Genomic DNA, 14,130 nt, shown 5'->3' on the forward strand with positions numbered 1-14,130 from the left:
ATCGCGATATCGACATCCTCGCGCGAGAAATCCACCAGCCGCCTCGACGTGTCGATGCGCAGATCGATGCCGGGATAAAGCCCCCGGAAATGCCACAGCCGCGGCACCAGCCAGCCCGCTGCGAAAGACGCGAGCGTGGTAACGGTGACCAGACCGGTCTCGCCGCCCTCGCGCAATCGCGCGGTCGCGGCTGCCATGCGGTCGAGCGCATCGCTCAAGCCCGGCATATAGGCGCGGCCGGCATCAGTGAGCGTGAGCCCGCGCGCCTGCCGGCGGAACAGCGGCACCTGCAGCTGATCCTCCAGCCCCTTCACCTGCTGGCTGATCGCAGCCGCCGTGACGCCCAGTTCGACCGCGGCCAAGGCAAAGCTGCCATGGCGGGCGGCGGCCTCGAAGGCGCGCAGGGCATTGAGGGGCGGCAGGCGGCGGCGCATGGGCCCAGTATCATGCCTTAGCTTTCCTAAGCCAATACCCTAGAAACACTCGTTTGCGCCTTAGGCAGGCTTACGCGACCATCCGGACAGCAACCACGGGAGCCTCCGATGCCCAGCTATGTCGCCGAAACCCCTGCCGCGCCGGCCGCCGAAGCCCGGCTGCATTTCGCCCGCAAATTCACCTTCGAGGCCGACTGCTGGGACGTGCATCACGGCCTGAGCCATGGCCAGCGCGACTTCGTGCTGCTCGATGTGCGCGGCCGCAAGGCCTATGCCGAGAATCATGTGCCCGGCGCGATCAGCCTGCCGCAGGCCGACATCACCGCGGCGCGCATGACCGACAATTTCGCCGACGACACCTTGTTCGTCGTCTACTGCGCCGGGCCGCATTGCAACGGCGCCGACCGCGCCGCGCTCAAGCTGGCGACGATGGGCTATGCCGTGAAGATCATGATCGGCGGCATGACCGGCTGGGCCGATGAAGGATTTTCTTACGCCCGGGGCCGCGAGCCCGGCATGGTGGAGACTGCGCAATGATGACGCTGTATGACTACCTCGATTCCGGCAACGGCTATAAATGCCGCCTGCTGCTGGCGCATCTCGACATTCCCTATCGCCGCGTCGAACTCGATCTCGACAAGGGCGAGACCCGCACGCATGCGTTTCTGGCCAAGAATCCGAACGGCCGCATTCCGGCGCTGGAGCTGGAAGACGGCATCGTGCTGCCGGAAAGCAACGCCATCCTGTGCTACCTCGCCGACGGCACGAAGTATCTGCCCGACAGCCGGCTGGCCAAGGCGCAGGTGATGCAGTGGCTGTTCTTCGAGCAGTACAGCCATGAGCCCTACGTCGCCACGCCGCGCTGGATTCTGCGGCATCTGGGCCGCGAGCATCCGCGCATGGCCGAGATGCCCGAGCGGCTGGAAAAAGGCCGCGCGGCGCTGGCCGTGATGGAGAAGCATCTGCAGACAGGCGACTTCTTCGTTGGCGGCAGCTACTCGATCGCCGATATCGCGCTCTATGCCTACACACACCGGGCGGATGAATCCGATCTCGACCTCAAGCCCTTCCCCGCCATCCGTGCCTGGATGGGACGGGTCGCCAGCCAGCATGGCCACGTGAAGATGTTGCCGTCAGACTGACGAAACCACGCTTTTGCCATTTTGGGTGCGCTATCTTCTGTCCCAGACAGGAGACCCAAGATGGCAAAACGCACCGAGACCAAGACCCGGGCCGGCGACCGCGACCTGCATCCCGAAACCCAGATGATGACCTACGGCTACAACCCCTTCCTCTCGGAAGGCGCGGTGAAGCCGCCGGTCTTCCTCACCTCCACCTTCGCCTACAAGACGGCGGAAGACGGCGCCGCCTTTTTCGACCTAATGGCAGGCCGCACCAAGCTGCCCGAAGGCGAGAAGGCCGGCCTGATCTACAGCCGCTTCAACCATCCCAATCTCGAAATCGTCGAGGACCGCCTGGCACTGCTCGAAGGCGCGGAAGCGGCGGCCGTCTTTTCCAGCGGCATGGCGGCGATTGCCAGCGCCTTCCTCACCTTCCTGCGTCCCGGCGACACGCTCCTGCATTCCTCACCGCTGTATGGCGGCACCGAGACCATGATCCGCAAGGTGCTGCCCGAATTCGGCATTCATACCGCCGAATTCCATGACGGCCTGCATGACCGCGACATCACGGCGGCTGCCGGCACCGCCAAAGGTCGCATCGCCATGATCTTCATCGAGACGCCGGCCAACCCGAACAACGCCATGGTCGACTTCGCCATGGTGGCCAGGACCGCCGATGCCATCGCCAAGAAACAGGGCGGCCAGCGGCCCATCGTGGTCTGCGACAACACCATGCTGGGCCCGATCTTCCAGAAGCCGCTGCAGCATGGCGTCGATATCGCGGTCTACTCGCTGACCAAATATGTCGGCGGCCACAGCGACCTGGTGGCCGGCAGCGCGGTCGGTGCGAAACACCATCTCGACCGCATCCGCAGCTACCGCAACACCTTCGGCAGCCAGCTCGACCCGCATTCCAGCTGGATGATCGCCCGCTCGCTGGAAACGCTGGTGATCCGCATGACCCGCGCGGCCGAGACCGGCCGCAAGGTGGCACAGTGGCTCAACACCAATCCGCATATGAAGGTCACGGTGCGCCACCCGGACCTGATCCCCGACAACACCTATCAGACCGTCTACCAGCGCCAGTGCTCAGGCCCGGGCTCGACCTTCTCGTTCACGCTGGAAGGTGCTTCGCGGCAGCAGAGCTTCAGGCTCATCAACGCACTGCGGCTGTTCAAATCCGCCGTCAGCCTGGGCGGCACGGAATCACTGGTCTGCCATCCGGCCTCGACCACGCATTCGGGCGTCGGCACCAAGATCCTCGACGTGCTCGGCGTCACCGAAGGCCTGATCCGCGTCTCGATCGGCCTCGAACATCCCGACGACCTGATCGACGACCTGGAGGCAGCGTTTAAAGAAGCCGCACACACTTAACAAACCTGCAAGGGCCCCGGGTTACCGGGGCCCTTTCCATTTACTCCGCCGCCACGTCGACGATGCGGTCCTGGATCGTCAGGCCCTGTGGGCCGGCGCTCACATTCACCGTCACGCCATCGGCGATCTCGCCTTCCAGGATCATGCTGGCCAGCGGGTTCTGCAGCGAACGCTGGATCACCCGTTTCAAGGGCCGCGCGCCGTAGACCGGATCGTAGCCGGCATCAGCCAGCCACTTCTTCGCCGCATCATCCAGCTTGAGTTCGATCTTGCGATCGGCCAGCAGCTTGCGCAGCCGCATGAGCTGGATGTCGACAATGCCGGTCATGTTCTCGCGGCTCAGGCGGCGGAACAGGATCACCTCATCCAGACGGTTGAGGAATTCCGGCCGGAAGCTGGCGCGCACCACTTCCATCACCTGATGGCGCAGCGCCTCGTCGATCACTTCACCTTCGGCGCGCGCGAGATATTCACTGCCCAGGTTGGAGGTCAGGATGATCACGGTATTCTTGAAATCCACCGTGCGGCCCTGACCATCGGTCAGCCGGCCGTCATCCAGCACCTGAAGCAGCACGTTGAACACATCGGGATGCGCCTTTTCGACCTCGTCGAACAGGATCACCTGATAGGGCCGGCGGCGCACGGCCTCGGTGAGCGCGCCGCCCTCGTCATAGCCGACATAGCCCGGGGGCGCGCCGATCAGGCGGCTGACCGCGTGTTTTTCCATGTATTCCGACATGTCGATGCGCACCATGGCGCTGTCGTCATCGAACATGAACTCAGCCAGCGCCTTGGTCAGCTCGGTCTTGCCCACGCCGGTGGGGCCGAGGAACAGGAAGCTGCCGATCGGGCGGTTGGGGTCCTGCAAGCCGGCGCGTGCACGACGCACCGCATTGGCGACGGCCACCAGCGCCTCGTCCTGGCCGACCACGCGGCTGCCCAGCCGCTGTTCCATCTTGAGCAGCTTTTCGCGTTCACCCGACAGCATCTTGTCGACCGGAATGCCGGTCCAGCGCGACACCACACCGGCGATGTCACTCTCGGTGACGGCCTCGCGCACAATCGCCTTGTTATCCTTGCCGCCACCTTTTTCCGCGTCCTGCAGCTTGCGCTCCAGATCGGGAATCACGCCATACGACAATTCAGACGCACGATTCCAGTCGGCCTTGCTCTTGGCCTGGTCGAGATCAAGGCGCGCCTGATCGAGCTGTTCTTTCAGCTTCTGCGCATCGCCCAGCTTGGCCTTCTCGCCTTCCCAGGCAGCCGTCAGCGCGGCCGAGCGGCTTTCCAGATCGGCCAGTTCGGATTCCAGCGTGGTCAGCCGGTCTTTCGAGGCGACGTCGGTCTCTTTCTTCAGCGCCTCGCGCTCGATCTTGAGCTGCATGATGCGGCGGTCGAGTTCGTCCACCGCTTCGGGCTTGCTGTCGACTTCCATGCGCAGGCGCGAGGCCGCCTCGTCGACCAGATCAATGGCTTTATCCGGCAGGAAGCGGTCGGTGATGTAGCGGTTGGACAGCGTGGCGGCGGCCACGATGGCGCTGTCGGTGATGCGCACGCCATGGTGCACCTCATACTTCTCTTTCAGGCCGCGCAGGATCGAGATGGTATCTTCCACCGTCGGCTCGCCGACGAAGACCGACTGGAAGCGCCGCGCCAGCGCAGCGTCCTTCTCGATATACTTGCGGTATTCATCCAGCGTGGTGGCGCCGACGCAATGCAGCTCGCCGCGCGCCAGCGCGGGCTTGAGCAGGTTGGAGGCATCCATGGCGCCATCGGCCTTGCCGGCACCGACCAGCGTGTGCAGCTCGTCGATGAACAGCACGATCTGGCCCTCGGCCGCGGTGACTTCCGCCAGCACGGCCTTCAGCCGTTCCTCGAATTCGCCACGGAATTTCGCGCCGGCGATCATGGCGCCGAGATCGAGCGCCATCAGCTTCTTGTTCTTCAGGCTTTCCGGCACGTCGCCCTTGACGATGCGAAGGGCGAGACCTTCAACAATCGCGGTCTTGCCGACGCCGGGCTCGCCGATCAGCACGGGATTGTTCTTGGTGCGGCGCGACAGAACCTGGATCGTGCGGCGGATTTCCTCGTCGCGGCCGATGACGGGATCGAGCTTGCCCTGTTCGGCGGCCTCGGTGAGATCGCGGGCATATTTCTTCAGCGCATCGTAAGCCTGTTCGGCCGACGCGGAATCGGCCTTGCGACCTTTACGCATATCCTGAATCGCCTTTTCCAGAGTTTGCGGCGTGACGTTGCCGGCCTTCAGCGCGTCGCCCGCCGGCGTGCCGGTAGAGAGCGCCAGCGCCTGCAACAGCCGCTCGGCGGCGACGAAACTGTCGCCGGCCTTTTCACGCAGCTTTTCGGCGGTTTCGAACAGGCGCGCCATCTCGGGCGCCATATACAGGCTGCCGGCACCACCGCCTTCCACCTTGGGAATCCTGGCCAGCGCCTCTTCGGTTTTGGCCTTCACGACCTCAGGCTGGCCACCAGCAGCGCGGATCAGGCCGGCCGCCATGCCTTCCGGATCGTCATTCAGGACTTTCAGCAGATGCTCGGGCGAAAAGCGCTGATGCCCGCGGGCCAGCGCCATGGTCTGGGCAGCCTGAAGGAAGCCGCGGCTGCGCTCGGTGTATTTCTCGAAATCCATGTCGAACTCCTTGTCCGGCAGTCCTTAAATCCGGTGCCCCCGCTTGGCGGCTGGCTCCGGGGCGGACCCCGCACCGGAAATGTGGGAAGCCCGCCGCAGGCTACAAGAGGGGCCGTTAAAGAATGCTGCCGGAAACAATGCCGCAGGGGCGCAAGAGTTCGCCTTGATCCAGGTCAGGATGGGCCGGGCCCGGTTTCACTGCGGGGTGGCCCGATCAGACCCGCTTCCCGCAGCCGGGCGAGGTCGGGCCCCTCCAGATCAACAATGGTGGGCGGGCGCGTCCCGACAGGCGGGAGGTCCACCATCCGCCGAGGCTCGCCCTCCTTCGTTTCCGTTCGTTTGGCTTCGTTTGCGTTCGTTTGGCTTCGTTCTCGTTCGTTTTGGTTCGTTTCAGTTCGTTTGGCTTCGTTTGGTTCGTTTCGGTTCGCGCGGCTTCGTCCGCTTCACGGGTCTCGGCCGCGCGCGCCGTCATCAGCGCGACATGCTGGCTTATGCTCTGGGCCACGAAGGCATCCATCTCCCGCCGTTCGTCGGCGATGCGCTTGCGCAAGGCCATGTTGGGCGGCCGCGCGCCGGTTTCGCCCAGCGTTTCGATGCGTTTTTTCACATCGCCGGCAGAGCCTTCCATCGCCTCCTGATCCAGCAGGCAGCGCAACATCTCGGCGTCCAGCGCTTCGGATTCCAGGCTGCGATTGAGCAGGGCGGCGCGGCCACCGGCGGCCAGACGCAGGCCGACAAGTTGCCGCTGGCGCTCCAGCGCCTGCCCCAGCAGGAAGCGGAACCGCAGGCTGCGCTTCAGATGCTCCCAGATGCGGTCTTCCCTGATCGCGAGCGCCGCCGCAATCGCAACCGGCTTCTCACCCTCGGCGAGACGGCGGGCGACCGCCTTCCAGTCGATCATGACCGGGGCTTTGCGCCTCTTCCTTGGCAGCGGCGGCTCGTCCGGGGTGCCCAAGGTTTCATCCTTGAACGGATCATATCGCTCGCCCATGGCGGTCTCCTGTGGATGATTGACATCGCGATAGAGAACATATAGAGTATATAGGAATAAATGTCAATCCGGAGTCCCGCCGTTTACGTGGCTGCGGCGCTCCCCTAAACACTGAGGCAGCCCTCCCCGCGTTTGAACGGACCGAGTCATCTATGTGCGGCATCGCAGGCATCCTGACCGGACGCGACACCCCGGCCGATACGCTGGGCCGTCGCGTCACCGCGATGACCGATGCCATCGCCTATCGCGGCCCTGACGCCGCCACATCCTGGCTGGATGCGCCGGCAGGCCTGGCCTTTGGCCATCGCCGCCTTGCCATCGTCGACCTGACCGAGACCGGCGCGCAGCCGATGCTGAGCGCCAGCGAGCGCTTCGTCATCTGCTACAACGGCGAGATCTTCAACGCCGCCGAAGTGGCGCGCGATCTTCCCGGCATAAACTTCCGTGGCACGAGCGACACCGAAGTGCTGCTGGAAGCCTGCGCCGCCTGGGGCGTGGAAAAAGCCATTCCGCGCTTCATCGGCATGTTCGCGTTTGCGCTGTGGGACCGCAAAGACCGCGTGATGTGGCTGGTGCGCGACCGCCTTGGCATCAAGCCGGTCTACTGGAGCAAACAGACTACGAGCGAAGGCCCGGCCCTGCTGTTCGGATCGGAGCTGAAGGCGCTGACCGCCTATCCGGGCTGGACGCCGATGCTGGATCGCGATGCGCTGGCCGGCTATCTGCGCTTTGGTTATGTGCCGGCGCCGCGCGCGATCTATGCCGGCGTGCAGAAGCTGCCCCCGGGCCATATCCTGCGCGTCGATCCGGATGGCAGCACCACGCTGAGCTGCTTCTGGGACCTGCGCAAGATCGCCGCCACCGGGATGCGCAACCGCGACACGCGCAGTGAACCCGAGCAGCTGGAAGACCTGCATGTCCTGCTGAAAGATGCCGTGAAGCGCCGCATGATGGCCGATGTGCCGCTGGGCGCGTTCCTCTCGGGCGGCATCGATTCATCAACCGTCGTCGCGCTGATGCAGACGCAGTCGACCCAGCCGGTGCAGACCTTTTCCATCGGGTTCACCGACGAGGCCTTCAACGAGGCCGACCATGCCCGCACGGTGGCCAAACACCTGGGCACCGACCATACCGAACTGGTGATCGATCCCGGTCACGCCCGCAACGTGATCCCGAAACTGGCCGAGATGTATGACGAGCCGTTTTCGGACTCGTCCCAGATTCCCACCTATCTTGTCTCCGAGCTGGCGCGCAAAAGCGTGACGGTGTCGCTGTCGGGCGATGGCGGCGACGAAATCTTTGCCGGTTATGTGCGCTATCAGGGCATCGACCGGCTGTGGAATGCCGTCGGCCCCGTGCCGGCCGCGATGCGCAGCGGTGGCGGCGGGTTGCTGAAGATGCTGTCGCCGGACGCCTGGGACGCGGTGTTTTCGCCGGTGCCGCAGCGCTACAAGCCTAAATTCATCGGCGACAAGATTCACAAGGCCGCCGGCATCATGGCCGAGGCCGACGCCGATGCGATGTATGCAGCCCTGGTCACGCAATGGGACGGCGAAAGCATGGTGCATGGCGCGCATCCGCGTGCAGCGCCCGACCTGCGGCTGGCCGGCGAACTGCCCGAAACCGTGGCGCGCCTGCGCTATCGCGACATGACGACCTATCTGCCCGACGACATCCTGACCAAGGTGGACCGCGCCAGCATGGCGGTCTCCCTGGAAGCGCGCGTGCCGCTGCTGGATCACCGCGTGGTGGAATATGCCTGGACCCTGCCGCCGGATCGCCTTTTGCAGGGCGGGCAAGGCAAACGCCTGCTGCGGCAGGTGCTGTACAAGTATGTGCCGCGCGAGATGGTGGAACGGCCCAAGACCGGCTTCGGCATTCCGGTCGGCGACTGGCTGCGCGGGCCGTTAAGGGACTGGGCCGCAGACCTGCTCTCAGAGCAGCGGCTGAAAGCCGATGGCCTGATCGATCCGGGTCCGGTGCAACAGCGCTGGCGCGAGCACCTGAGCGGCCGCCGCAACTGGCAGCACAGCCTGTGGACGGTGCTGATGTTCCAGGCCTGGCGGCAGCGCTGGCCGGGCGTCGCACTGGCCTGACAGAATACCGAATTTCCCTAACGGCACGGTGACTTGGCGAGGCTTTCGGGAACTCTCCGGCCGCATGGCGGTTCGTTGACAGCCCCCCAAGCGGGTTATAGTGTGCAGCGCGAAAAACGTATGCGCGGCCCCGGTTTCCTTGGGATTTCTTTGGGGTTTGACGGGCTGCGCACCGTCTCAAGTGTCACTTTCGCCTTAAATTACTCGCTCGCAACAACCAAGGTTTGACGTCCATGAAGGTTCTGGTCGCGGTCAAGCGCGTGGTAGATTTCAACGTCAAGATCCGCGTGAAAGCGGACAAGACGGGTGTCGATCTCGCCAACGTAAAGATGTCGATGAATCCCTTCGACGAAATCGCCGTCGAAGAGGCCGTGCGGCTCAAAGAAGCCAACACCGCCACCGAAGTCATCGCCGTCTCCATCGGCCCGGCCCAGGCACAGGAGACTCTCCGCACCGCGCTGGCCATGGGCGCCGACCGCGGCATCCTGATCAAGACCGACGCCGACGTGCAGCCGCTGGCCGTAGCCAAGCTGCTGGCCAAGATCGTTGAAGCCGAGCAGCCGCAGCTTGTCATCGTCGGCAAGCAGGCCATCGATGACGACAGCAACCAGACCGGCCAGATGCTGGCCGCCCTGCTGAACTGGGCCCAGGGCACCTTCGCCAACAAGGCCGCCTTCGCCGATGGCAAGGCCACCGTGGTGCGCGAAGTGGACGGCGGTCTGGAGACTGTCGAGCTCAAGCTGCCGGCCGTGGTGACCACCGACCTGCGCCTGAACGAGCCGCGCTATGCCTCGCTGCCCAACATCATGAAGGCGAAGAAGAAGCCGATCGATGAAAAGACCCCGGAAGACCTGGGCGTCGACATCGCGCCGCGCCTGAAGACGCTGTCGGTGGACGAGCCGCCGAAGCGCAAGGCCGGCGTCAAGGTGCCCGATGTGGCGACGCTGGTGCAGAAGCTGAAGACCGAAGCGGGAGTGATCTGAGATGAGCGTCCTCGTCATTGCTGAACACGACAACGCCTCGCTCAAGGCGCCCACGCTGAACGCCGTCACCGCCGCCGCCAAGATCGATGCGGATGTGCATGTGCTGGTCGCCGGCAAGGGCGCCGATGCCGCCGCCGCCGCCGCCGCCAAGGTCGCCGGCGTGAAGAAGGTCATCCAGGTCGAGGGCGAGCAGTATGCCCATGGCCTGGCCGAGCCGCTCGGCGCGCTGGTCGCCACTATCGGCAAGGGCTACGCCGCGATCCTCGCGCCGGAGACCACCTCGGGCAAGAACGTGCTGCCGCGCGTCGCCGCGCTGCTGGATGTGGCCCAGATCTCGGGCATCGTCGAGGTGAAGTCTGCCGACACCTTCGTGCGTCCGATCTATGCCGGCAATGCCATGGCGACCGTGCAGTCCACGGATGCCATCAAGGTCATCACCGTGCGCGCCACTGGTTTCGCTGCCGCCGCCGCCGATGGCGGTTCGGCCGCCGTTGAAAAGACCGACGGTGCCGCCGATGCCGGCCTGTCCAAGTTCATCGGCCAGGAGCTGCAGAAGTCGGACCGTCCGGAACTGACCTCGGCCAAGATCATCGTCTCCGGTGGCCGCGGCATGGGCTCGGGCGAGAATTTCAAGCTGATCGAGGCCGTCGCCGACAAGCTCGGCGCCGCCGTCGGCGCCAGCCGCGCCGCGGTGGACGCCGGCTTCGTGCCGAACGACTACCAGGTCGGCCAGACCGGCAAGATCGTCGCGCCGCAGCTCTATGTGGCCGTCGGCATCTCGGGTGCGATCCAGCATCTGGCCGGCATGAAGGACTCGAAGGTGATCGTCGCCATCAACAAGGACGAAGAGGCGCCGATCTTCCAGGTCGCCGATTACGGCCTGGTTGGTGACCTGTTCAAGATCCTGCCCGAACTCGAAGCCGAGCTCGGCAAGTAAGTAAAGCGAACGGTGGGAACCGCATGATCAAGACCATTGGGGTGATCGGCGCCGGCCAGATGGGCAATGGTATCGCCCATGTCTGCGCGCTGGCCGGCTATGATGTCGTGCTGCAGGACATCAACGCCGAGCAGCTCGGCAAGGCGCTGGAAACCATCGGCGGCAACATGGCCCGCCAGGTGGCGCGCGGCAAGATCACCGAGGCCGACAAGGCCAAGGCGCTGACGCATATCCGCACCTCGAACGACATCCGCGTTTTCGCCGATACCGATTTCGTGGTCGAAGCCGCCACCGAGAACGAGGGCCTGAAGAAGAAGATCTTCGCCGACCTTTGTCCCGTCCTGAAGCCGACGGCGGTTCTGGCGACCAACACCTCGTCGATCTCGGTGACCCGTCTGGCCTCATCGACCGACCGGCCGGAAAAGTTCATGGGCATGCATTTCATGAACCCGGTGCCGGTGATGCAGCTGGTCGAGCTGATCCGCGGCATCGCCACCGACGAAAACACCTTCAAGATGGTGCGCGAACTCACCATCAAGCTGAACAAGACCCCGGCCAACTCCGAAGATTTCCCCGCCTTCATCGTCAACCGCATCCTGCTGCCGATGATCAACGAGGCGATCTACACGCTGTATGAAGGCGTGGGTTCGGTCGAAGCCATCGACACCGCCATGAAGCTGGGCGCCAACCATCCGATGGGGCCGCTGCAGCTTGCGGATTTCATTGGCCTCGATACCTGCCTCTCGATCATGCAGGTGCTCTACGAGGGCCTGGCCGACAGCAAGTATCGCCCGTGTCCGTTGCTGGTGAAGTATGTCGAGGCCGGCTGGCTCGGCCGCAAGACCAACCGCGGCTTCTACGACTATCGCGGCGAACATCCGACGCCGACACGGTAAAACGGATCAACAAAAGCCCGCCCAACCGGCGGGCTTTTTTGTTAGTGTCAGACCATGAAATTCGGCATCTTGAAATCCATCGGCCACAATATCGCGCACTCACTGGCCAGCGGCATCGGCTTGATGATCGGCGTCTACGAAACCGACATTTTCGCCGAGGCCAGACAGTCGCCGGAAGGTTTCATCACGGTCGATTTTTTGACTGCGGCAACGACCGGAGCGCCGCCGTCAACCAAGCTGCAAGGCGCACTCCGCCTGTATGGCGATACGCTGGCCGACCTCTGCAAGAGGCAGGGCATCGATCCCGCCGAATTCGCCGTTCTGACGGCTCGCTTTGGCACTGATGTCGCGTATGGACCGCATTTCACGGTCACTATCGAAGACCGGAAAGGGCGTCGATCGGAAGACGTGTATACCGGATTCGACGGAACGAAGCCGTTCCCATAGAAAAGGCCTATTTCTCAGCGATGGCCGCGTCGATCAGCTTCAGCGCGTCCGGCCCGTCCCAGGTGGCGGCGCCGATCAGGCGGCCGATTTCGCGGCCCTGGCGATCGATCAGGATGGTGGTCGGCAAGCCCACCGAGCCCCAGGCGCGGCCCGACTTCATGCTGCTGTCCATGTAGGTGCCGAGCCGGCGGGCGCCGACATCGCCCAGGAAGCGCTCGACCTTGCCGCGGCCGGCGCGATCCTGCGCCACCGCCACCACCTCGAAATCCCTGGAGCCGCGCAGGCCCTGCAGATTGTCCAGCGCCGGCATCTCTTCCCGGCAGGGAATGCACCAGGTGGCCCAGAGATTGAGCAGCACCACCTTGCCCCGGAAGGCCTCCAGCGTGACGGTCTGGTCCTGGGGGTTCTGGAATTCGGCCAAGGCGACTGGCTTCCGCTCGGCCGAGAGGTTAAGTTTGCGCATCTCGCCGTGACGGGGGAGTTCGGCGGCGAAAGCGGGCTGGGCGACCGCGACGGCCAGGGCCAAAATCGTCAGAAACCGTTTCATACCAGCCATTATCCCGATCATGTCCGCACGCAAGAAATCAGATAAGTCGCAGTCTTCAATTAAGGCTGGGGCCAAGGTTAAGCAAGCCAACACCATGTGGGGTGGGCGCTTTGCCGCAGGCCCGGCGGCGATCATGACCGAGATCAACGCCTCGATCCGCTTCGACCAGAAGCTCTATCGCCAGGACATCCGTGGCTCGATGGCGCATTGCCGCATGCTGGTACGACAGGGCCTGATTTCCTCTGCCGAGGGCAAGAAGATCATCGGCGGGCTGGAGACAATTCTGCGTGAGATCGAGGCCGGCAAGCTGAAGATCGATCCCGCACTAGAAGACATCCACATGCATGTGGAGGCGCGGCTGGCCGAGCTGATCGGCACGCCGGCCGGACGCCTGCACACCGCGCGCTCGCGCAACGACCAGGTGGCGACCGATTTCCGGCTCTGGGTGCGCGACGCCATCGACCGCGTCGATGCGGGCCTGAAGGACCTGCAGCTGACCCTGCTGCGCCGCGCCGACGAATATGCCGCCACCGTGATGCCGGGCTTCACGCATTTGCAGGCTGCCCAGCCCGTCACCTTCGGTCATCACCTGATGGCCTATGTCGAGATGATCGGCCGCGACCGCTCGCGCCTGCAGGATGCGCGCGCACGCCTGAACGAAAGCCCGCTGGGCGCCGCCGCCCTGGCCGGCACGTCGCTGCCCATCGACCGCGCCAGCACGGCCAAGGAGCTGGGCTTCCGCGCGCCGATGTCGAATTCGCTGGATGCGGTGGCCGACCGCGACTATGCGCTGGAATTCCTGTCGGCCGCGTCGATCTGCGCCGTGCACCTGTCGCGCCTCGCCGAAGAGATCGTGATCTGGACATCCGCCCAGTTCCGCTTTATCTCGCTCAGCGATGCCTTCACCACCGGCTCGTCGATCATGCCGCAGAAGCGCAATCCCGATGCGGCCGAACTGGTGCGCGGCAAGGTGGGACGCATCGTGGGCAGCCTGAACGCGCTGCTGATCACCATGAAGGGCCTGCCGATGACCTACGGCAAGGACATGCAGGAAGACAAGGAGCCGACGTTTGATGCCGTCGACAGCCTGGAACTCTGCATCGCCGCCACCGCAGGCATGATCGGCGACCTGAAGGCCAATGCGCCGCGCATGCAGGCAGCAGCCGGCGAAGGCTATACCACCGCGACCGACCTGGCCGACTGGTGCGTGCGCAAGATCGACATGCCGTTCCGCAAGGCGCATCATGTCGCCGGCAGCCTGGTGCGCATGGCCGAGCTGCAGGACAAGCCGCTGGAAGCCCTGACGCTCAAGGAGATGCAAAGCGTCGAGCCGCGCATCACCAAGGATATCTTCGCCGTGCTGGGCGTGCAGAATTCGGTGAAGAGCCGCGTGTCCTATGGCGGCACCGCGCCGGCCAATGTGAAAAAGCAGGTGGCGCGCTGGCGCAAGCTGCTGGCGAAGAAAGGCGGATGAGCATGCGACGCGCCAAAGCCTTCGCCCTGCTGCTCATCCTCGGCCTGACCGGGCTCGCGGCCTGCGGCCGCAAGGATGTGCCCGAATATCCGCCCGATGCGATCGAGCGTCCCGGCACGCTGCCGCCGCGCCGCGAAAGCATCCGCTATTACTGATCTTCCAAATCTTTTCCTGTCGAGACTG

General features: G+C 64.4%; 14 protein-coding genes (1 of these 14 cut by a window edge). 10 read left to right on the forward strand and 4 right to left on the reverse strand.

All coding sequences use genetic code 11. The features are described from left to right. Positions 1 to 434, reverse strand: partial view of a transcriptional regulator GcvA gene (gene gcvA, locus AC1RRE_RS17245; protein WP_492982708.1) — the 5' end (the start) only. It extends 472 nt beyond the left edge of the window; only the first 434 of its 906 coding nucleotides appear in the window; the start codon lies at positions 432 to 434; its stop codon lies beyond the left edge, outside the window. A gap of 108 nt (positions 435 to 542) precedes the next feature. On the opposite strand from gcvA, the gene AC1RRE_RS17250 reads away from it, so the two are divergent. The 3 genes from AC1RRE_RS17250 to AC1RRE_RS17260 are packed head-to-tail and all read left to right on the forward strand — an operon-like array spanning position 543 to position 2,929. Continuing rightward, complete coding sequence (locus tag AC1RRE_RS17250) at positions 543 to 971, forward strand: rhodanese-like domain-containing protein (RefSeq protein ID WP_492982710.1); 429 nt, start codon at positions 543 to 545, stop codon at positions 969 to 971. After that, complete coding sequence (locus tag AC1RRE_RS17255) at positions 968 to 1,576, forward strand: glutathione S-transferase family protein (RefSeq protein ID WP_492982712.1); 609 nt, start codon at positions 968 to 970, stop codon at positions 1,574 to 1,576. Before AC1RRE_RS17250 ends, AC1RRE_RS17255 begins: the two co-directional genes overlap by 4 nt. A 60-nt stretch (positions 1,577 to 1,636) precedes the next feature. Further along, complete coding sequence (locus tag AC1RRE_RS17260) at positions 1,637 to 2,929, forward strand: cystathionine gamma-synthase family protein (RefSeq protein ID WP_492982714.1); 1,293 nt, start codon at positions 1,637 to 1,639, stop codon at positions 2,927 to 2,929. A gap of 40 nt (positions 2,930 to 2,969) precedes the next feature. Here AC1RRE_RS17260 and clpB read toward each other — a convergent pair whose 3' ends face one another. Beyond that, positions 2,970 to 5,576, reverse strand: a complete 2,607-nt coding sequence (gene clpB / locus AC1RRE_RS17265; protein ID WP_492982716.1) for an ATP-dependent chaperone ClpB — start codon at positions 5,574 to 5,576, stop codon at positions 2,970 to 2,972. Between the two features lie 214 nt (positions 5,577 to 5,790). Next, a complete protein-coding gene (locus AC1RRE_RS17270; RefSeq protein ID WP_492982717.1) occupies positions 5,791 to 6,567 on the reverse strand; it encodes a hypothetical protein in 777 nt (258 codons plus the stop codon). Positions 6,568 to 6,719: 152 nt separating this feature from the next. Between AC1RRE_RS17270 and asnB the strand changes: the two genes are divergently transcribed. From asnB to AC1RRE_RS17295, 5 genes are all read left to right on the forward strand, one after another. Next, on the forward strand, positions 6,720 to 8,663 hold the full coding sequence (asnB, locus tag AC1RRE_RS17275) for an asparagine synthase (glutamine-hydrolyzing) (protein ID WP_492982719.1): 1,944 nt from the start codon (positions 6,720 to 6,722) through the stop codon (positions 8,661 to 8,663). A 233-nt stretch (positions 8,664 to 8,896) separates the two neighbouring features. Then, positions 8,897 to 9,646 carry an electron transfer flavoprotein subunit beta/FixA family protein gene (locus AC1RRE_RS17280; RefSeq protein WP_492982721.1) on the forward strand — a complete coding sequence of 250 codons (750 nt, stop codon included), beginning with the start codon at positions 8,897 to 8,899 and terminating at the stop codon, positions 9,644 to 9,646. A gap of 1 nt (position 9,647) precedes the next feature. After that, complete coding sequence (locus AC1RRE_RS17285; protein ID WP_492982723.1) at positions 9,648 to 10,583, forward strand: electron transfer flavoprotein subunit alpha/FixB family protein; 936 nt, start codon at positions 9,648 to 9,650, stop codon at positions 10,581 to 10,583. A gap of 23 nt (positions 10,584 to 10,606) precedes the next feature. Then, complete coding sequence (locus tag AC1RRE_RS17290; RefSeq protein WP_492982725.1) at positions 10,607 to 11,479, forward strand: 3-hydroxybutyryl-CoA dehydrogenase; 873 nt, start codon at positions 10,607 to 10,609, stop codon at positions 11,477 to 11,479. 54 nt (positions 11,480 to 11,533) lie between these two features. Beyond that, a complete protein-coding gene (locus AC1RRE_RS17295; RefSeq protein WP_492982727.1) occupies positions 11,534 to 11,926 on the forward strand; it encodes a hypothetical protein in 393 nt (130 codons plus the stop codon). 7 nt (positions 11,927 to 11,933) lie between these two features. Here the strand turns inward: AC1RRE_RS17295 and AC1RRE_RS17300 are convergent, their stop codons facing one another. Then, positions 11,934 to 12,473 (reverse strand): TlpA family protein disulfide reductase, encoded by a 540-nt coding sequence (locus AC1RRE_RS17300; RefSeq protein ID WP_492982729.1) that lies wholly within the window; start codon positions 12,471 to 12,473, stop codon positions 11,934 to 11,936. 19 nt (positions 12,474 to 12,492) lie between these two features. Between AC1RRE_RS17300 and argH the strand changes: the two genes are divergently transcribed. Both argH and AC1RRE_RS17310 read left to right on the forward strand, forming a co-directional pair. Beyond that, positions 12,493 to 13,947, forward strand: coding sequence for an argininosuccinate lyase (argH, locus tag AC1RRE_RS17305; protein ID WP_492982731.1), 1,455 nt, complete (start codon positions 12,493 to 12,495; stop codon positions 13,945 to 13,947). Next, the gene (locus tag AC1RRE_RS17310; protein WP_492982733.1) at positions 13,944 to 14,102 is read left to right on the forward strand and encodes a hypothetical protein; all 159 of its coding nucleotides are present in this window, start codon (positions 13,944 to 13,946) and stop codon (positions 14,100 to 14,102) included. Before argH ends, AC1RRE_RS17310 begins: the two co-directional genes overlap by 4 nt. Positions 14,103 to 14,130: the final 28 nt, after the last annotated feature.

The organism is Ferrovibrio sp. GW821-FHT12D07, assembly GCF_058807275.1.